Genomic DNA, 20,534 nt, shown 5'->3' with positions numbered 1-20,534 from the left:
CATTCCGATGGCGAGTATGAAATTTCTGTGTGATTCTAAACGTTGTATTGAATGCAATGGTTGTGTCACCGCATGTAAGAATGAAAATGATGATGCATTACAATGGGGTATTCAACGCCGCCGTGTTGTTACTTTAAATGACGGTGAACCGGGTGAAAGCTCAATCTCTGTTGCTTGTATGCATTGTTCTGATGCACCGTGTATGGCCGTTTGTCCTGCGGATTGTTTTGAACGTACTGAAGACGGTATTGTGCGACACGACAAAGACCTGTGTATCGGTTGTGGTTATTGTTTATTTGCTTGCCCATTTGGCGCACCGCAATTTCCGAAACAAGATGCCTTTGCTGAACGTGGCAAAATGGACAAATGTACCTTCTGTGCTGGTGGACCGGGTGTAGAACCTGGTTCTGAAGAAGAGAAGAAAAAGTACGGTTCGAACCGTATTGCAGAAGGTAAATTACCTATGTGTGCATCGCTTTGCTCGACTAAAGCCTTGCTTGCTGGTGATGCGGCGAAGATCTCTGATATTTACAGTGAACGTGTTGTTGCACGTGGCGCTAAAAATGCGGGTTGGGCAAGTACTGTCGACCTTGCTTATGATGCGAGTAAACCGCAAGAAAGCTAATTCTGGCAGGCTGGTTAATGTAAATTAGCCAGCTGTCAGGACTTGGTTACGAACCTACAATGATTATTTTTAATATAAATATAGGTTAGCTGTAATATAAACATAGACTGTTTGTTTAGTGATAATCAGGCGTCTATTTAGCGCTGTGGTTTAAACACAGTGAGGAGATTTAATGACTAAGCGAATTCAACATTGGTTCACTTTGTTAGTGAGTGTATTAATGCTGAGCTTTACCTTGTCGGCATTTGCTAGTGAAACCGCGGATAACAATACAACCAGTGAACGCTTAGGTGAGTCAGCGGTGGAAGGTGAGCTTACCGGTTTTGCTGGCGCTGATTATTGGCGTGCAGTACGAGATGGGCAAGAGGGTTACACTACATCAAAATCAGCAGAGCACGGTATCTTAATTAGTTCATCTGGACAGGCGTGGTCGATTCTTAAAGAAAAGTGGATATCACCATTAGGTGCATTGGCGATATTGGGTTGTATTGGGTTAGTGATATTAGCTTATTTTACCATAGGTCCATTAAGATTAAGTAAGCAGCGAACGGGGCGTAAAATTAAGCGTTGGAGTCTCATAGATCGTACATTGCATTGGAGTATGGCATTTACCTTCTTAAGTCTTGCGTTGACGGGGTTAACACTGGTATATGGTAAACATTTGATTAAGCCTATTATCCCTCGTGATATTTGGGCTATGATCATTTATGGCGCGAAACAGTACCATAACTATGTTAGTCCATTATTTGCGGTTTTACTGTTCACGGTCATGATCAAATGGTGGCGTAAGAGCTTATTTACCAAAGTGGATATTAATTGGTTTAAGAAAATGGGCGGCATGGCTGGCAAACATAAAGGGTCGCATCCATCAGCTGATTTTTCTAACGGTGGTGAAAAAGCGCTGTTTTGGTTACTGATATTTTGTGGTGTATTTATTGTTTTTAGTGGCTTTATTCTCGACTTTCCGATCTTCGGACAAACTCGTCTTGATATGAAGTTATCTAACTTAGTTCATGTATTAGCATCACTGATGCTTATTTGTGGTTTTGTATTTCACATTTATGTCGGTCTAGTGGGTATTGAAGCGTCACTAGAAGGTATGGTGACGGGTGAAGTTGATGAAACATGGGCAAAAGAGCACCATGATATTTGGTATGAAAAAGTAAAAGACTTACCAGAGAATCAACCAAAAAGTGAATTATCATCAAAGTCAGATGATAAGTAATAAAAAGTAAGAGTGATCGTAAAATAAGAGTAGACGTGATGGGGGAATAGTGGCGTGATGTGAGCACGCCACTATTTTTTAATCCTATCTCGTTGCTAAAATAGGATTAAATGAGTTACGAGTACTAAACGCGACCTTGTAATGGGATCACGCGAACCGAATCACCAATTTCTGCATTCGCCTGTTCAGGTAATATTTCAACTAAACAATTAGCTTCACTCATCGATCGCAAGATACCTGAGCCTTGTTGTCCGGTACTTTTCACGGTTAAACGACCATTAGCATCAAAATCAAAAATACCTCGGGTATACTCAGTACGATTAGGACGAGACCGGAAACGTTCTGTAGCAACTGCATTGAATATTTGTGGCTGCCAATTTTCCATACCCTGTAGTTTACGGATAGCAGGTTCAACAAATTGTAAGAAGACCACCATCACTGCAACTGGATTACCCGGTAAGCCAAAAAACGGCGTGTCGTTAATTTGGCCAAATGCTAAGGGTCTACCTGGGCGCATATTGATACGCCAGAAGTTAATTTGTCCTAGCTTATCTAATACGGTTTTGATGTAATCGGCATCGCCAACAGATACGCCACCTGAGGACAAGATCAAGTCCGCTTGCTTGCTGCCTTGCTGTAAGGTAGCTTCTAATGCAGCTTCGCTGTCTTCAATAATGCCCAAGTCAATCACTTCACAGCCTGCTTGGCTTAACATCGCGTGCAAAGTGTAGCGATTGGAATCGTAAATACAGTTATTTTTTTGTGTCTCACCAGGATGCTGTACTTCATCACCCGTTGAGAAGATGGCTACACGTACAGGTTTTTTAACTGTCACTTGGTTAATGCCGAGTGAGGCTATCATCCCTAACTCTGGCGCGCTGATCTTGCTACCTGCGGCTACGGCTGTTTGGCCTAATGCTAAATCTTCGCCTGCTTGACGTACATTCTGACCAGTGTTAATTGCAGCCATACTCAGATCAAAGCGCACCGTGTTGTCGATTTGCTCAGCTTGTTCGCGCATGACGACTGTATCGGCACACTCAGGAACCGCAGCACCTGTCATGATCCGTACTGCTTGGCCTTTTTCAAGTGGCAAGTCGTAACTGTGTCCTGCCATTACGTGGTCGACAACGTTATAGCATTCACATTTTAAATCATCACCGCGGACTGCATAACCATCCATAGCAGAATTAGTGTGTTGGGGTACATTCACTGGTGAAAGTACGTCATGTGCGACAATTTGACCCAAAGCTGCTTTTAAATCAACAGTCTGTGATTGCTCAAGTGGTACAATATGACTAAGAATACGCTCACGACCTTCTGCGACAGACAGCATACCTTGTGGTGTTAGGTCGCCACACTGTAATCCCTGAGGTTGTTCAGGCTTTACAGCACCCACTTCGCCTTGAATAAAGCTGAGCACAAACTCGGTTATCTGCTCAAGATCGTTAATATTGAGCTTAGGTAATGGTGTCTTTTCTGCTAAAGGTGCTGGCGCAGATACATTAGCTGCGATTGCAATAATGTTATTGTCCGTTGGATGTAACCAAGGTTTACCGACTTCAGTGCGGTGTAATTCAATTTTAGGAAAATTCAGTTGTTTAAAACCTTCCACCAAAATTAGGTCAAGCTGAGTTTGATCTAACTGTGCGATCAAGTGCGGTAGCGTCGCTTCTTCATCCGGCGTTTCAGTCACTAATGCACGGCGACAACGGGATGAAATCAGCATCTGGTTAGCACCCGCTTTACGCAGGCGGTAGCTGTCTTTGCCTGGTTGGTCGATATCAAAATCATGATGCGCATGCTTAATCACGGCAACACGAATACCACGCGCAACTAACTTAGGCAGTATTGCCTCGAGCAGTGTTGTTTTGCCTGTACCGCTGAATGCAGCAAAGCCGAGTAAAGGGAGTGACGCGTAGATTTTATTCATAGATGTTGACTCATTCTGTTTGTCCAAACTGATGTAATTCTGCTGGAGTATTTAAGTTTATAAAAGCGTTGGGTTGATCACTAAAGTCGACCGTGAGCATGTTACATTGACGGTATAATAGAATGATCTTGCGGTCACCGTTCGCTAAAAAGGCTTCTAGTTTCGGCAAAATGCGACGGTGTAATAGCGTCACGACTGGCTGAATATGCTCACCATCATGGGCGACCACAATATCAGTGTTGGTTTCACAGGCTGCAGCCATACGGGCGACTAAATCGCTTGGTAGCTGTGGGCAATCACAGGGGACAAAACCAATCCATTCTGCATCGTTTAAATGTAAAATAGCAGCATGCATACCACCTAAAGGGCCCGGATAACCTTGTAGCTGATCGCCAAATACAGAGCCATACTGGCTATAAACGTCTTGATTTCGATTTGCGTTAATGGCGATCTTGCTGGTTTGTGGCGAAAGTGTATCGATGACATGCTCGATCATGGCTTTATCGGCTAATTTAACTAAACCTTTGTCATTACCGCCCATACGGCTGGCCTGTCCGCCCGCTAAAATTACCCAACTTGTTTGTTCCGCCGAAGGCATAAGTATCCTTATCTTTTTTGATGAGCTGTAGATCAGCTCGTTCGATTAGTTTGCTATTGCTAATGCACCATTGACGGCGACAAAGTGCGGTAAGTGCATTTTGCTGGTGGCTGGTGATCACTAAGGTTGAACCGCGCTCGAGTAAATCTTTGGCTAGCATCACCTGGCGCTCAATGGATTCTGTATCCATGCTGGCACTTGATTCATCCATTAATAACACGCTAGGTTTGAGCACCCAAGCTCTTGCCATTGCTACACGTTGGCGTTCGCCACCCGATAACACCGAAATATGTTCATTAGCTAAAGTCTCTAACCCTATCATACGTAGCGCTGTTATCGCTTCACTTCGTTGTTCTTGGCGGCCTTTTCGGGTAAATTTTAATCCATAGCAAACGTTATCAAGTACGCTACCGTCAAACATGTAGGGTGTTTGGTGCATATAAATAACACCATTTTTGGCGTTACTTTTAAATAAACGGCGAAACCAAGTATTGCACTGTAAGTTTACTTTACCCGTGGTAGGGTTTTGTAAACCAGATAATACTTTTAATAACGTTGTCTTACCGACGCCATTAGCACCAGTGAGATAAATGGCTTCTTGCGGACCGAACTTAAGATGAGGAATGTGAAATAGCAGACGATCTTTAAATCGAATCGAGATATCTTCTGCTTGAATAGTAATTTGCGACACGATCGATTCCTTAGTCTAATTGGTGCGCAAGTGGGCTTTACCACGAGCGAAGGATAATAAGAAATTAAGTCCTAGCGCAAGGATCAATAAAACCATACCTAGGGCAACACCTTGTGCAAACGCGCCTTTCGAGCTTTCTAATGCGATTGCCGTGGGAATATTTCGCGTTGAATTTAAAATATTACCGCCAACCATCATAGAGCAACCAACTTCAGTAATAATACGACTAAATGCAGCGATAATGGCGGCAAGGAGTGGGAAACGACATTCCCACATCAAACTTAATAATGCGCGGGGTAGACTTGCACCTAAGGTTAATGCTGTTTCCCAAGCACGGCGATCGCTGTTTTGAAACGCGGCATGCATCATGGATACTAAAATCGGAAAACAAACCATCATTTGTCCCAAGATCATCGCCTTTTGGGTAAATAGCATTTGCCAATTACCGAGCGGACCTGCACGAGATAGCATCATGTAAAGTAATAAGCCAATCACTACCGTAGGGATGGATTGACAGGTATTGAATAATGATAGCAATAGCCAACGCCCTGGGAACTTCCCGTAGGCGAGAGCAAATGCGATCAACAATGCTGGTATTAATACCAACGCAATCGCCAGTAAAGACACTGAAAATGACACACCGACAATTCCCCACAGTGCCATATTGCCGCTGAAGAGAAGTTGTACAGCTTGTTGGGTGGTTTGCCAAATATCCATTAAGTCTCTAGGTTTCTAATACGGTTATTAAGACTTGGCATTCGCAACAAATAATTGCTCGCCGCTACGTTTATAACTGTTGATCATGGCTTGTGCTTTTGGATTGACTAACCAATCACTGAATATCTTTGCGCCTCGGTAATTGATATTTGGATAGCGGCTCGGATTTACTAAAATCACTTGGTAAGGATTAAATAAACGCTTATCACCTTGTACAAGAATCTTAAGGTCTAGTTTATTTTGGTAAGCTAACCAAGTACCACGGTCTGTTAATGTGTATGCTTGCAGTTCCGATGCCATGTTCAGCGTCGGTCCCATCCCTTGGCCTACTGCTTTATAGCCTCCAAAGTTTGGTTCCATTTTTGTTTGTGCCCACAGCCCAAGTTCTTTCTTGTTGGTGCCTGAATCATCACCTCGAGAAATGAAAGTTGCGTTGTAAGATGCGATACCAGCTAATGCTTTCACTACATCTTTGCCGGCATTGATTTTTGCTGGGTCAGCTTTTGGGCCAACAAGTACAAAATCGTTATACATAAGTTTACGTGGTAGTACACCGTAACCGGCATCGACAAATTTCGCTTCAGATTTTGCTGCGTGCGTCATGACCAAATCAACATCGCCATTTTGACCCATGCGCAGTGATTTACCCGTACCAGCTGCAAGTACGTCAACCGTATAACCAGTGTCTTTTTTGAATTCAGGTAACAAAAAATCAAGCAGTCCAGAATGATAAGTACTGGTAGTGGTGGCCAAGCGGATCTTCATATCGTCAGCGGCATTGACACCCGCAGCTGTTACAAGTGCGAATAAGGCAAGCGATGTTTGGATAAATTTCATCGGTTTTACAGTCATTAGGTCTTCCTGACGTTAAAGTTATTTATATAAGTTAGTTGAAAACTCACAGTATTTCTCGTTATATAGCAAATTAGATGCCAAATTAAAAATAAACCAGATAAAACACTGTGAATGCAGGTAAATTGTTGATTTAAAAGGGTGGGTGATGTTTGAATTAGATTTGGCGTAAATAAAGGCTTGAAACAGCTTTGACTTTGTTAGTCGATATGAGACAAAATGTCGCAACTTAAAAAATTACGGTAGTTATTTATATTTATGTCTGAATTTACTTCTTCTCCCTCTTGGGCAGCGGTCTCTGTACTTGTTGTTGATGATGAACCGGGTATGCGCGCGGTCTTAAAGAAAGCGTTAAGCAAAAAATTTGCCCAAGTTGATACTGCTGGTAGCATCGAAGAAGCTGAAGAACTCCGTAAGCGCTGCCATTTCGATTTACTTATTGTTGATATTAATTTACCTGGGCGCTCTGGTATTGAGTGGCACGAAGCATTTGATCCACAAACGCGTCGTAGTGATGTGATCTTTATGACTGGCTATGCCGATTTAGATACTGCGATTAAAGCGTTACGGGCAGGTGCTTCAGACTTTATCTTAAAACCGTTCAACCTCGAACAAATGATGCAATCGGTAAGTCGCTGTATCGAACGTCGTTTAATAGAACGTCAGAACTTTGCGCTGCAACGTGATATAGAACGTACATTTCCTATCGATATTATCGGTGATGCGACTAAAACCTTATCAATGAAAAAGCTGATAACCCAGATTGCCCCATCTATGGCGGCTGTATTAATTGAAGGTGAATCGGGTACCGGTAAAGAATTAGTGGCGCGGGCTTTACATCAACTTAGTTTACGTAATGGTCCTTTTGTACCATTAAACTGTGGTTCGATTGCACCGGACCTATTAGAAAGCGAATTGTTTGGTCATATTCAAGGTGCGTTTACGGGCGCTAAAAAAAGCCGAGAAGGGCTATTTCGCGTTGCCAACGGTGGTACCTTATTCCTCGATGAGATTGGTGAAATGCCACTTGCCATGCAATCGTCGTTATTACGGGTATTAGAGCAAAAAGCGATTAGACCTGTTGGTGGTGAGCGTGAAATTCCCATTGATGTGCGTATTGTCGCGGCAACCAATCGTAATTTAAAAGTGGAAGTCGAAGCGGGGCGTTTTCGTCAGGACCTGTATTACCGTCTAAATGTATTAACGGTGGACTTACCACCCCTGCGTGATCGTGTTGAAGATATTCCTGCATTAGCACACCATTTTACACTAAAATTATCTAATGATTTAGGCATGAAGAGTGTCAGTTGGACACATGAAGATATACTTGCGATGCAAGCATATGATTGGCCAGGTAATATTCGTGAATTACGGAATATGATGGAACGTTGTATTTTGCTCGGTAAGCCGCCTGCGGAATATTGGCGAGAGCTGCAAGGTGATGCTACTCGGCTGCCAAGAGCGGCTATTACGCCATTTGACCAGATTCGTATGGATGAAGCAAATCTAGAGAGTCCTTGTCGTTGCTCGTCTGAGGCCATCGGTGATGAAGAGCAATATTGTTATCCAACGACATGGACATTAAAAGAAGTAGAAAAAGCACATATCATGCAGGTAGTTGACTCTCACGAAGGGAATAAGTCAGCGGCTGCACGTAAGCTTGGTGTGGCACGTAAAACGCTAGAGCGTAAATATAAAGAATGGATTGATGAAGCCGCCTTATGAAAATGAAACAATTTATACTGTTATGGATTAAGCGTTTTAGAACCATGGTTCGTTATCGTTTGCTCGTGCTTACATCGATGCCGATAGTGATCACGCTGTTTGCTTTATTTGCACTGACTATGTACTGGACAGTGACGTATACATGGCAAAACGCATTAATGAACGTGAAATCGGATCTGGCGGTTGCGCATAACAGTATAGAGTTATTGCAAAAAGAACAACGGATGAACTTGACGTCACTGTCTTCATCTTATGATTTCCAACATTTATTGCGCACAAATGAAAGCAAGTTACCAGAATGGGTTAAACGGCAAGCTGAAAATTACGCATTAGATTTTGTGGTATTACATCCTGCGTCAGCATTAGACTTGTTCCCGTTGGTGAATCAACAGTTATTACTTACCGGCAAAGCACAAACGTTTTTTCAAGTACTTAATCATGATGAATTGTTTGCATTAAATAGTACGTTGCCAGTGTCAGCTCAGATCCCGTTATTACGAGAACATAAATTGGAGTATCGAGGGCTTATTAGCCGTAATTTGATCCCGATTTTTAATCGTGATAATCAACTCGAGTGGATTATTGATGGTGGCATATTACTGAATAATAGCACCCAACTTGTTGACCGTATTCGAGACCTTGTTTACAGCGATGGGACATTACCGCTAGATAGCATAGGGACGGTGACACTCTTTATGGATGATATCCGGGTAAGCACTAATGTTCCGCTTAATAGTGATCAGCTTAATGGTCGTGCAATTGGCACCCGCGTATCTCTAGAAGTGAAACAGCAGGTACTTATTGCTGGAGATAACTGGGTTGGTCGGGCATTCGTTTACGATGATTGGTACATCTCCGCTTATGAACCGTTACGAGACTATAATGGTCATGTGATCGGTATGCTCTACACCGGTTATTTAGAGTGGCCATTATTGGAAACGTTTCTAACCAATATTGCTGAATTTAGCGTGGGTATTATTGCGCTATTGTTGCTTTCTGGTGGCTTGGTATATCGTGGCGCACGGGACTTATTCAGGCCGATTGAAAAAATCCATAATGTGGTGAGAGTGGTACCGTTAGGGCTAAATCGTCGTATTGGTGATCTGGGGTTATGTAAGGATCATGAATTAGCGATTTTTGGTCAGCAATTTGATTCCATGTTAGATCAATTGCAACAGCGTAATGATTTAATTAAACGCGCTTCGCTGGAGCTTGAGGATAAGGTCCATAGCCGAACGCAGAGCTTACATGATAAAACTCAAGAGTTAGAGCAATACATTAAGCTACTAAATCAAACGCGCAGTAAGTTGGTGATGAGTGAAAAACTGGCAGCCCTTGGTGAGTTAACCGCAGGGATTGCCCACGAAATTAATAACCCTACTGCTGTGATTCTCGGCAATGTGGAACTGTTGCAACTCGAGCTCGGAGAAGACAGTCAACGAGTCACAGAAGAGCTTGAGGCGATACATGAGCAGATTGATCGTATCCGGAACATAACCCGGAGCTTATTGCAGTATAGCCGTCAAGGTGGGGTGCAAGATGAGATCACTTGGCAGCACTTAAATTTGATTGTAAAAGAGAGTTTAACTTTGGTTGGTTCTGGCACTAAATCTGCCGATGTTCAGATTGAATCGCAACTTGATGCTAAATGTTGTGTGGAAGTGAACCGTCATCAACTTTTACAAGTATTAGTTAACCTGCAAATGAATGGTGTACATGCCATGGGTGATAAAGGGTTGTTAAAGATTACAACTGAGGACTGGCATGATGATAACGGTAATATTATTGGTGCAGCGGTACATATTAGTGATCATGGGTGTGGTATCAGTGAAGACAATTTAGCGCGTATTTTTGACCCGTTTTTTACTACACGTCGTAGTGGTACAGGGTTAGGGTTATCTGTGAGTCAAAGTATTATTAGCGAAGTTGGCGGCAAGATCACGGTAAAATCTGATCTTGGCATCGGATCGACATTCTCTATTTATTTACACGAAAAAGCTGTCATACATAATGATTTATTACTGCCTGTTGAGGTGTATTAGCACGGTGAGTTTATCTGTAAGTGAAGAAAAATATAATTATTTGAGTTGTTTAACATCTTTGATTATAAAAACTGTCATATTCCTGAAATATAAAATACATAATTGCTTGTTAGTTTATATCGGTCTTAAATAATGATTGAGTAAATAAAGCATGAGCAAAGATACATTTGACCCGACTAAATATAATAATAGTAATAATGAACCATTTGCAGCGGTAATGGAGAGAGAATTATCTCGCCGCAGTATATTAAGAGCAGGCGTGGGGATGGCTGCTGTTGGTATGTTAAGTGGTATTGGTTTAACAGGTTGTTCAAATACTGGGAATGATAAAAATCTGACGGCTACACCAAAAGTAGAATTAGGGTTTGACTCTATTTCGGGGGCTAAGCTAGACGCTGTTGTTGTGCCTAAAGGTTACAGTGCACAAGTACTTGCACCTTGGGGCACGCCGCTTAATGACTTTGCTCAAGAGTGGCAAGCAGATGGTTCAAATACCGCGTTAGATCAAGCTAATTCACTGGGTATGCACCACGACGGTATGCATTACTTTCCACTAAATGGCAGCTCTACTGATGGTTTATTATGTATTAATCACGAGTATATAGATCAAAAGGCATTACACCCTGCTGGACCGACTAAAGATGCGAATAGCTTACGTACAATTCTCGACGAAGTACGTAAAGAAATTAATGCTCATGGTGTCACCGTTGTACGTATTAAGCAAACGAATGGTATTTGGGATGTAGTTAAAAATGATAGCCATAATCGTCGCTTTACTGGTGCTACTATTATGGATATTAGCGGCCCTGTTGCTGATAAGGAATTACTCGTAACGGCTTTCGCTACAGATGGCGATAAAGTACGTGGTACGCTTAATAACTGTGGTAATGGTTATACGCCATGGGGTACCTACCTGACTTGTGAAGAAAACTGGCCGGGTTACTTTGTTAATACTGGCACGCAAACACCTGATCAGAAGCGCATCGGCATTGATGATAAGAATACCCGTTATGGTTGGGATGATTTAGCGGGTAATGTTGATGAAGTTGCTGATGAATTTAGCCGTTTTGATATTACGATTAAAGGTACGAGTGCGACTGATGACTACCGTAATGAAGCTAATGGTTATGGTTATATTGTTGAAATCGACCCTTATGATAATCAATCGAATGCGATTAAACGTACTGCATTAGGGCGTTTCCGCCATGAAGATTGTGTTTATGGAAAAGTGACAGCAGGTAAACCGATAGTATTTTATTCTGGCCATGATTCTCGTTTTGAATATATTTATAAATTCGTTTCTGATGCTTTATGGGATCCTGCTGACGCCAGTCGCACTGACCGTTTAGCGGTGGGTGATAAGTATATGGATCAAGGTACTTTATATGTCGCACGTTTTGACGATAATGGGGTTGGTGTATGGTTACCTCTAACCATGGCTGCGGTTACGAAAGACAAAGGTGTGTTAGCTGATCACTTCGCTAATCTTGCTGATATTATTTTAAATACAGCTGGGGCTGCGGATCTTGTTGGTGCGACGCCAATGGATCGTCCTGAGTGGGCGGCCGTTGATCCTGTTAATGGTGCGGTATACATGACCTTGACCAATAATACCAAACGTACAGATACAACTAATCCTGCTAACCCAAGATTAAATAATAGCACTGGGCATATTATTCGTTGGCAAGAAGGCGATAATGCTGAGCAATTTAGCTGGGATATCTTTGTATTTGGTGCGGCAGAAGATGCAGCACCAGAAGTTAATATCTCTGGATTAGACGAGCTAAATCAGTTTGCAAGTCCAGATGGTCTTGCATTTGATTCACGCGGTATCATGTGGATCCAGACGGATAATGGCGCGCCGGAACTAACTGAGTACACAAATGATCAAATGTTAGCTGTCGTACCAAGTCAGCTAACCACTGATACTGACGAATTAGAGACAATTAACAGCGAGAATCAAGCCGCACTAAAACGTTTCTTTGTTGGTCCTAATGGTGCTGAAGTTACAGGCTTAGCTTTTAGTCCTGCTCAAACTGACCTGTTTTTGAATATTCAGCACCCTAAAAATTGGCCGTACAGTAACGATGCATCGATGGAAACACCAAGTAACAAAACGGTTCGACCACGTGCCGCAACGGTTATTATTCGTAAACACGACGGTGGTGAGGTTGGTGTTTAGTTAACTCCGATGAATTTTTAGCGATTAATGGCTAATTTCACCTTGTTAAATATTGCCAGCCTTCGGGTTGGCTTTATTGTTTATAGGATATTATTTACGGTAGGATAGCGCTATAAATACTCAGAAGATAACAGCTGGCAGAACATGACTAAAACTGAAAAGAAGATTGATAATACTTTATGCAAAGTGCTTACTTGTGTTTGTGAAGATGCAAAAGACGAAATTCAGGGGTTTCAATGGTTAACACACACCGTTAATTATTCGAATTTTCCTGCATCTTTAAAAATAATCTGTGTGTTTGATAGCAATGCTGATATTGCTCAATTGACGGCATCGCAGCAAGATCAGCGCTTACATGGTTTATTGACTCAAGCACTTAATGCAGTTGATGTGAGACTCAAAAATATCAACAAGCAAGTGAAGTTTGATAGTGAAGAAAATTGTACTCGTGACAATGCGGGTAATTGGGCGAAGCGCTTAGGTTAATGTCCTCTCATTTGATGACAAGGTGCATTCATACGTTAGCGTTAGTTTGTAAAGAGCTAAAATTAGTATATGTTTAACTACTATGATAAAAGTTAGCTCTTGTTTCGGTGTAACGTGGAGATATAAACTATGATGAAATGCGATCAGTATGACTATATTGAAATAGTGTGCATGCACAAATACCCGGTTAAGTTAACGCTTAAATCGGGTGCTGAAATATACGGTATTGGGCTCGATACGCAACGTAATGAAAATCGAGATGAGTGTATTAAGATGACGGTTGATGATGTTATTCGTTTGATTGTACTCGATACGATCTTAACGCTCGATGTGACAGTCGATAACCCTCATTTTCAGAGTGTGACTTTTGATTATGATTAAAGATAAAAAGCCTTGTCTGCAATAAACAAACAAGGCTGATATTCAGTGAGTGCTGTCGTTATAAATTAAATTTACCAACCACCTCTTTTAATTCAGTATTCATGGTACCGAGTTCTTGAGTTGTCGCTGTCGTATGTTCTGCATTATTTGATAGTTCGTGCACGATAAGTTGTATTTCACTCATATTTCGCGTTACTTCAGTACTTACCGTACTTTGTTCTTCTGCCGCAGACGCTATTTGAATGGTGAGCTCACTAATGGTTGAAATAGCCACTTCCATACTATCTAAATCTTGATTTACTTCTTGGGTATCCGTTGCAGTGGTAATACAGCGCTCTTTGGTTTTATCCATCGCATTGACTACCGCATTTACCCCAGAATTAAGCTTCGTTAACATGGCATTAATTTCTGATGTGCTGTTTTGTGTGCGTGCTGCTAATGCTCTGACTTCATCGGCTACCACGGCAAAACCACGGCCTTGCTCACCCGCTCGGGCTGCTTCAATTGCCGCATTAAGTGCAAGTAAGTTAGTTTGTTCTGCAATGTCGCCAATCACGGTGAGTACAGCACTAATTTGTTGAGTATGCTGTGCCATGCTTTCGATATTGACCACGGTATCTTCAACATCATCCAGTAAGGTTTGTACGTTACTTGATGCGCGAATAACCGTTATTTTTGATTGTGATACTGCATCGTGCATTTGCTGGGTGGCTGCTGCTGCGTCTGCTGCATTGGTCGCTACAATCGTCGCGGTGGTACTCATCTCCTCCATCGCTGTCACTGCTTGCTCTGTTTCTTTTGCGTGACTAATGACGATGTTATTGGTGATTTGAGTTTGTTCTTCAACTTGCGCCAATGATCCCGATATTTTGACTGAAGAATCATTAACAGATAGCATTAACGTGTGTAAGTAATCAATAAAGTTATTTACTGAATTACCAATATCACCGACTTCATCATTTTCTTTGATTTGCACACGTGTTGTTAGATCTGCATTACCTTGTGAAAGTAGGTCAATGCTTTCACGTAATACAATCAAGCGCTGTGACAGGCGTTTAAAGGTAATATAACAAAAACAAATGATAGCCAGCATTAGCGGCAATTGGATTGCCGCAATAATCGATAAAATAACCGATTCATTTTCATGTAAAGATGCTACTGGCACTGCTAACGCAATTGACCATGGTGTGCCTTCTAATGGTTCAAAATACAGCGCGTACTCTTCGCCATTCTCTGCGTCATAACTAATATATTGTTTGTTATTTTGATTGTTTAAGTTGCCATTTACGGCATTAATAAATGCAGAGCGTGATGCCAGAGATGAGGTGGTTTTTAATAATAAATCTCCCGAGGTTGCTGCTGTATTATTCAGGATCTTACCATCTTGTTCGACAACCAGAATGTAGCCACCGAACTCTTGCTCTAAGTTTTTAGCAAGTTGATTAAAGAAACCGAGTGTTACGTCAATTGTTGCCGCACCATACAGACGACCGTCTTTATAGATACCCATACTACAGTTGGTACGTGCTTCGGTACTTGCCGAATCTTTATATGCAGGTGCCCAAGCACAGGTGCCTCTTGGGGCATTTTGTCCGGCTCTGTGCCAAGACTGTTCAAAATAATTTGGCGCCGCAGCGGTATTCCAGTAATCATTGCTGATCAATTGGTTGTTACTATCACGATGTACAAAAGAACTGAATTTACGCGTGCCTTCTTGGCGCTGATCAGGTAATGGCCAAATACCACCACCAAATACGTTACTATCACCATATTGATCGACTAATGCTGGCAGTAATTTATCAATTTGTTCACTCGATAACTCTGGGACAACTTGCGTGATATTTTTTTGTTGAGCTTCTACTTTATTGAGTTTACTAAATACATTTTCAGATACTGTTTGTAATGACTTATGAATGATGTCTTCTGAAGATTCAAGTAGCTGTGGTGAGACGAAGGTTTTAATGCCGATCGTTGTTAATACCATGATTGCGAACATAAACGCAATGAAGTAGGAAGAGTAAATATTTTTAATAGAATTCATGATTTAGCTGCCTTGTGATGTCCATAAATTAAAGCTATTTAGGCTATCGGCCGAGTAGCTGATATCACAAGGTCTTTTATTGATTATTTTTATTAAACTAAAATTTATTTGTGACTAGGTGTCATTTAAATCAGTTGTTTATCTAAAGTTAATCGATGGTTGAACGTATTTCGCCATCGGTAAAACGGGTGACTAGCTTGTCGCCAGATTTTAGTTTGGCCACAGAGGTGATCACTTGGTGTTTGTCATTCTGCGTAATTGAATAACCACGGGTTAGTGTGGCTAATGGGCTAACAGTCTGGAGTTGTTGTACAAGGTTTTGTAAGTGGTTTTGTTCTTGTTGTAAACGGCGTTGCATTGCACTGTGTAAGCGAGTTTGTAAATTAGCTTGCTGTTGCTGCATCGCGGTTAATTTATGCACTGGAGAATGAGACTGTAAACGACCCGTTAGTTGGGTTAAATGTAAATTTTGCTTACCAATATGGCGATTAACTGCTTGGTTTAAACGTAGACTAAGTTCATCGAGTTTTTGACTTTGCTGCTGTAATTTACGCTGTGGGTGTTGGTTCATCAACGCTTGTTGTAAGTAACGCTGTTGATGTTGCTTTTTTGCTAACTGTGTTTGTATGGCTTTGTTTAAACGTCGGCTCAGGTTGCTCACTTGATGCTGGAGGTGCGCTTGATCCTGGCTCACAAGTTCGGCTGCGGCAGAAGGGGTTGGTGCGCGCATATCGGCAACGAAATCGGCGATAGTGACGTCGATCTCGTGGCCAACGGCGCTGATAATGGGTAATTGACTGTTAAAAATAGCTTGGGCAACAGAGGCTTCATTGAAGCACCATAAGTCTTCTAATGAACCGCCACCGCGGCCGACAATCAACAAATCAACTTCATTACGCTGATTGGCAATATTAATAGCATTAACAATCGCGGGTGCTGCTTGTGCGCCTTGCACTAGCGTTGGGTAAATAATTACCGGTAAGTTAGGACTACGACGTTCAAGTACGGTCAGAATATCATGTACCGCAGCACCGGTTGCCGAAGTAACAATGCCAATGCGTTTGGCATGTAGGGGCAGGGCTTTTTTATGTGCTTGGGCAAAATAACCTTGTGCATCTAACGATGCTTTTAACTGCTCATATTGCTGTTGTAATAAACCGTCGCCGGCCGGGCTTAATGATTCAATCACTAATTGATATTCACCCCGCGGCTCGTACATGGTGACGCGTACTTTGGCTAATACTTGCTGGCCGTTGGCTGGACGGAATGTTACTCGGCGGTTGTTGCCTTTGAACATTGCACAGCGAACTTGTGAGCGGCTATCTTTAAGCGATAAGTACCAATGTCCAGATGCCGGTGCGACAAAGTTGGAGATTTCGCCAGTTAACCACAGTGTCCCCATCTCTGATTCAAGCAATTGCCTAACGCTGGCATTTAAGTGAGTCACTGTATAAATATTGGTATTGTTCAAAATAAGGCTCTCTAAGCGTTAAGCAGTTAAAATTAGGTGTAATTACGTCGGTATATTGTAGCAGATTTGCTTTTTAATGGGGATTAAGATCAATGATAACTAAAAAAAGTTGAAATATAGTTTGCTTTTACCCACAAGCATCCATATACTTCGTCCGCAATATTTATACCAATTATGTCGTCCATTTTATACCTTTAACAAGGTGAGATATTGCCCATGCTAAGAATTGCCAAAGAAGCCCTTACCTTTGATGACGTACTACTTGTACCTGCTCATTCAACTGTTTTACCGAACGATGCTGACCTAAAAACTCAACTAACAAAAAACATCCAACTAAATATCCCTATGCTTGCTGCTGCGATGGACACAGTAACTGAAGGTCGTTTAGCGATCGCGTTAGCTGAAGAAGGTGGTATTGGTTTCGTTCACAAAAACATGTCTATTGAACGTCAAGCAGCTGAAGTACGTTTAGTGAAGAAATATGTAAGTGGTATTGTTGCTGAGCCCGTTACTGTAAAACCTGACATGACAATTGCTGATGTAGCTGAACTAGCTAAGCAATACGGTTTTGCTGGCTTTCCTGTAGTAACCGAAGCCAATGACCTAGTGGGTATCATTACTGGTCGTGATGTACGTTTTGTTGATGATTTAACTACCCTAGTTGAATCAGTTATGACACCGAAAGATCGTTTAGTGACTGTTGGAAAGAAAGCTTCTCGTGAAGAAGTGCTTGGCCTAATGCACAAACACCGTATTGAAAAAGTACTTGCAGTAAATACAGACTTCAAACTAACGGGTATGATCACGGTTAAAGATTTTAAACAAGCAGAGAAAAAACCAAATGCATGTAAAGACGAATTAGGTCGTTTACGTGTAGGTGCTGCTGTTGGTGCTGGTGGTTCTACTGCAGAACGTATCGACGCATTAGTAGAAGCCGGTGTTGATGTATTATTAATTGATTCATCTCACGGTCATTCTCAAGGTGTTTTAAACCGTATTAAAGAAACACGCGCTGCATACCCTGATTTAGAAATCATCGGTGGTAACGTTGCAACTGGCGCTGGTGCACTAGCATTAGTTGACGCTGGCGTTAGCTGTGTGAAAGTCGGCATCGGCCCTGGTTCAATCTGTACAACCCGTATCGTTACTGGTGTAGGTGTGCCACAAATTACCGCAATCAATGATGCTGTAACTGCATTAGAAGGTACTGGTATTCCAGTTATCGCTGATGGTGGTATCCGTTTCTCTGGTGATATCGCGAAAGCACTTGCTGCTGGTGCATCATGTGTGATGGTTGGTTCTATGTTCGCTGGTACTGAAGAAGCACCTGGTGAAGTTGAACTTTACCAAGGTCGTGCATACAAATCTTACCGTGGTATGGGTTCATTAGGCGCTATGTCTAAGGGTTCATCTGACCGTTACTTCCAATCAGAAAACGCTGCTGACAAATTAGTACCAGAAGGTATTGAAGGCCGTGTTCCTTATAAAGGCAAATTGAAAGAAATCATCCATCAACAAATGGGCGGTATCCGTTCTTCAATGGGTCTAACTGGTTGTGCAACGATTCATGACATGAACACGAAAGCTGAATTTGTTCGTATCACTGGTTCTGGTATCACAGAAAGCCATGTTCACGATGTGATTATGACTAAAGAAGCGCCAAACTACCGTTCAAACTAAGCTTAGCTGAACGCATAGTTAGAAACTGATAATGTAAGGGGAGACAAGTGTCTCCTCTTACTATTATTACAAATACTACTACTAAATATATTTACAGGAATATCTTTAATGACCACAAATATTCATGAGCAAAAAATCCTAATTCTGGACTTTGGTTCTCAATATACGCAGTTAATCGCTCGTCGTATCCGTGAAATCGGTGTTTACTGTGAATTATGGACATGGGATGTAGATGAAGCGGCAATCCGTGAATTCAATCCAAACGGTATTATCCTTGCTGGTGGCCCAGAAAGCGTAACAGAAGCGGGTTCACCTCGTGCACCTGAATATGTATTCAACGCAGGCGTACCTGTACTGGGTATCTGTTACGGTATGCAAACAATGTCTGAGCAACTTGGTGGCAAAGTCATTAAAGGTACTGGCGAAGGCGAATTTGGTTATGCACAAATCGAGATGCAATCTCCTTCTGCGCTGTTCAAGTCTATCGAAGATGCAGTATCTGATTCTGGTAAAGCACTATTAGACGTATGGATGAGCCACGGTGATAAAGTTTCTGCTATTCCAGAAGGCTTTGTAACAGTTGCTAACACAGCGACTTGTCAGTTTGCTGCGATGGCAAACGAAGAAAAACGTTTTTACGGTGTTCAATTTCACCCAGAAGTAACACATACTCGTCAAGGTGAGCGTATGCTTGCTCACTTTGCAAAAGACATCTGTGGCTGTGACGGACTTTGGACTTCAACTTCAATTATCGATGATGCAATTGCTCGTATGAAAGCGCAAATCGGTGATGATGAAGTTATTCTAGGTCTATCTGGTGGTGTTGATTCATCTGTTGTTGCTATGTTATTACAACGCGCAATTGGCGATAAGCTGACTTGTGTATTCGTTGATAACGGTTTACTTCGTTTAAACGAAGGTCAGCAAGTAATGGATATGTTTGGTGATCGTTTCGGTCTAAATATTGTTCATGTTAAAGCTGAAGATCGTTTCCTTGAGCAAATGGCTGGCGAAAATGATCCTGAAACTAAACGTAAAATTATCGGCCGTGTATTTGTTGAAATCTTTGATGAAGAATCGAAGAAATTAAGCAATGCTAAATGGTTAGCACAAGGTACTATCTACCCTGACGTTATCGAATCAGCTGCGACTAAAAATGGTAAAGCACACGTGATTAAATCACACCATAACGTAGGTGGTTTACCTGACGATATGGCAATGGGTCTTGTTGAACCATTACGTGAATTATTTAAAGATGAAGTACGTAAGATTGGTCTTGAATTAGGTCTACCATACGACATGCTTTACCGTCACCCATTCCCTGGACCTGGTCTAGGTGTACGTGTTCTTGGTGAAGTGAAGAAAGAATATTGCGACCTATTACGTCGTGCTGACGCTATCTTCATTGAAGAGTTACACAAAGCAGAACTTTACCATAAAGTAAGCCAAGCGTTTGTTGTATTCTTACCAGTACGCTCAGTTGGTGTAATGGGCGATTGCCGTAAATACGATTGGGTTGTATCACTACGTTGTGTTGAAACAATCGACTTTATGACTGCGCGTTGGTCACATCTTCCGTATGATTTAATCGGTCATGTTTCAAACCGTATTATCAATGAAATTGATGGTATTTCTCGTGTGGTTTACGATGTATCTGGTAAGCCACCTGCAACAATTGAGTGGGAATAATCCTCACTTATTAAGCAGTAAATACTGATATCAATATGAAAAGCAGCTCTTGAGCTGCTTTTTTTTGCCTGCAGTTTTATATTTTCAAGTATTTTGTTATAAAAGAGTTAGGTATGGATACCTGCTTATGCCTATTATGAATAGTTAAATTTACAGAGTATTAGTTGCCGCCGTAGGTGGCCTATGTTCGCCCATG

16 protein-coding genes are annotated in these 20,534 nt (G+C 41.8%); 9 read left to right on the top strand and 7 right to left on the bottom strand.

Annotation, left to right across the window (positions count from 1 at the left end; genetic code table 11):
* The first annotated feature begins 7 nt into the window (after positions 1 to 7).
* Together fdh3B and HWV01_RS18420 are read left to right on the top strand one after the other, a co-directional pair.
* Positions 8 to 625 carry a formate dehydrogenase FDH3 subunit beta gene (gene fdh3B / locus HWV01_RS18425; RefSeq protein WP_211672919.1) on the top strand — a complete coding sequence of 206 codons (618 nt, stop codon included), beginning with the start codon at positions 8 to 10 and terminating at the stop codon, positions 623 to 625.
* Positions 626 to 797: 172 nt separating this feature from the next.
* The gene (locus HWV01_RS18420; protein WP_211672918.1) at positions 798 to 1,850 is read left to right on the top strand and encodes a formate dehydrogenase subunit gamma; all 1,053 of its coding nucleotides are present in this window, start codon (positions 798 to 800) and stop codon (positions 1,848 to 1,850) included.
* A 124-nt stretch (positions 1,851 to 1,974) separates the two neighbouring features.
* Here the strand turns inward: HWV01_RS18420 and HWV01_RS18415 are convergent, their stop codons facing one another.
* The 5 genes from HWV01_RS18415 to HWV01_RS18395 are packed head-to-tail and all read right to left on the bottom strand — an operon-like array spanning position 1,975 to position 6,641.
* A complete protein-coding gene (locus HWV01_RS18415) occupies positions 1,975 to 3,783 on the bottom strand; it encodes a bifunctional molybdopterin-guanine dinucleotide biosynthesis adaptor protein MobB/molybdopterin molybdotransferase MoeA (protein ID WP_211672917.1) in 1,809 nt (602 codons plus the stop codon).
* Positions 3,784 to 3,793: 10 nt separating this feature from the next.
* The gene (gene mobA, locus HWV01_RS18410; RefSeq protein ID WP_211672916.1) at positions 3,794 to 4,381 is read right to left on the bottom strand and encodes a molybdenum cofactor guanylyltransferase MobA; all 588 of its coding nucleotides are present in this window, start codon (positions 4,379 to 4,381) and stop codon (positions 3,794 to 3,796) included.
* On the bottom strand, positions 4,314 to 5,072 hold the full coding sequence (locus tag HWV01_RS18405; protein ID WP_211672915.1) for an ATP-binding cassette domain-containing protein: 759 nt from the start codon (positions 5,070 to 5,072) through the stop codon (positions 4,314 to 4,316). Before HWV01_RS18405 ends, mobA begins: the two co-directional genes overlap by 68 nt.
* 15 nt (positions 5,073 to 5,087) lie before the next feature.
* On the bottom strand, positions 5,088 to 5,789 hold the full coding sequence (locus HWV01_RS18400; protein ID WP_211672914.1) for an ABC transporter permease: 702 nt from the start codon (positions 5,787 to 5,789) through the stop codon (positions 5,088 to 5,090).
* 27 nt (positions 5,790 to 5,816) lie between these two features.
* The gene (locus HWV01_RS18395; protein WP_211672913.1) at positions 5,817 to 6,641 is read right to left on the bottom strand and encodes a substrate-binding domain-containing protein; all 825 of its coding nucleotides are present in this window, start codon (positions 6,639 to 6,641) and stop codon (positions 5,817 to 5,819) included.
* Positions 6,642 to 6,899: 258 nt separating this feature from the next.
* On the opposite strand from HWV01_RS18395, the gene HWV01_RS18390 reads away from it, so the two are divergent.
* The 5 genes from HWV01_RS18390 (at position 6,900) to HWV01_RS18370 (ending at position 13,457) form a co-directional block, all read left to right on the top strand.
* On the top strand, positions 6,900 to 8,366 hold the full coding sequence (locus HWV01_RS18390; RefSeq protein ID WP_211672912.1) for a sigma-54 dependent transcriptional regulator: 1,467 nt from the start codon (positions 6,900 to 6,902) through the stop codon (positions 8,364 to 8,366).
* The gene (locus HWV01_RS18385) at positions 8,363 to 10,408 is read left to right on the top strand and encodes a HAMP domain-containing sensor histidine kinase (RefSeq protein ID WP_211672911.1); all 2,046 of its coding nucleotides are present in this window, start codon (positions 8,363 to 8,365) and stop codon (positions 10,406 to 10,408) included. The genes HWV01_RS18390 and HWV01_RS18385 overlap by 4 nt, the downstream gene beginning before the upstream one ends.
* A 151-nt stretch (positions 10,409 to 10,559) precedes the next feature.
* Complete coding sequence (locus HWV01_RS18380; protein WP_211672910.1) at positions 10,560 to 12,590, top strand: PhoX family phosphatase; 2,031 nt, start codon at positions 10,560 to 10,562, stop codon at positions 12,588 to 12,590.
* Between the two features lie 144 nt (positions 12,591 to 12,734).
* Positions 12,735 to 13,076 (top strand): Fis family transcriptional regulator, encoded by a 342-nt coding sequence (locus HWV01_RS18375; protein WP_211672909.1) that lies wholly within the window; start codon positions 12,735 to 12,737, stop codon positions 13,074 to 13,076.
* A 129-nt stretch (positions 13,077 to 13,205) separates the two neighbouring features.
* Positions 13,206 to 13,457, top strand: a complete 252-nt coding sequence (locus HWV01_RS18370; RefSeq protein WP_067046502.1) for a Rho-binding antiterminator — start codon at positions 13,206 to 13,208, stop codon at positions 13,455 to 13,457.
* A 58-nt stretch (positions 13,458 to 13,515) separates the two neighbouring features.
* On the opposite strand, the gene HWV01_RS18365 is transcribed toward HWV01_RS18370, so the two are convergent.
* Positions 13,516 to 15,498, bottom strand: coding sequence for a methyl-accepting chemotaxis protein (locus HWV01_RS18365; RefSeq protein WP_211672908.1), 1,983 nt, complete (start codon positions 15,496 to 15,498; stop codon positions 13,516 to 13,518).
* A 148-nt stretch (positions 15,499 to 15,646) separates the two neighbouring features.
* Positions 15,647 to 16,900 carry an exodeoxyribonuclease VII large subunit gene (gene xseA / locus HWV01_RS18360; RefSeq protein WP_249185561.1) on the bottom strand — a complete coding sequence of 418 codons (1,254 nt, stop codon included), beginning with the start codon at positions 16,898 to 16,900 and terminating at the stop codon, positions 15,647 to 15,649.
* 285 nt (positions 16,901 to 17,185) lie between these two features.
* On the opposite strand from xseA, the gene guaB reads away from it, so the two are divergent.
* Positions 17,186 to 18,649 (top strand): IMP dehydrogenase, encoded by a 1,464-nt coding sequence (gene guaB, locus HWV01_RS18355; protein WP_045109172.1) that lies wholly within the window; start codon positions 17,186 to 17,188, stop codon positions 18,647 to 18,649.
* Positions 18,650 to 18,757: 108 nt separating this feature from the next.
* Complete coding sequence (gene guaA, locus HWV01_RS18350; RefSeq protein WP_075470984.1) at positions 18,758 to 20,338, top strand: glutamine-hydrolyzing GMP synthase; 1,581 nt, start codon at positions 18,758 to 18,760, stop codon at positions 20,336 to 20,338.
* Positions 20,339 to 20,534 lie beyond the last annotated feature (196 nt).

Origin of the sequence: Moritella sp. 5, assembly GCF_018219455.1 — a bacterium.
In the GTDB taxonomy this organism is placed as follows: Bacteria; Pseudomonadota; Gammaproteobacteria; order Enterobacterales; family Moritellaceae; genus Moritella.
This window is presented reverse-complemented; position numbering and strand designations above follow the sequence as displayed.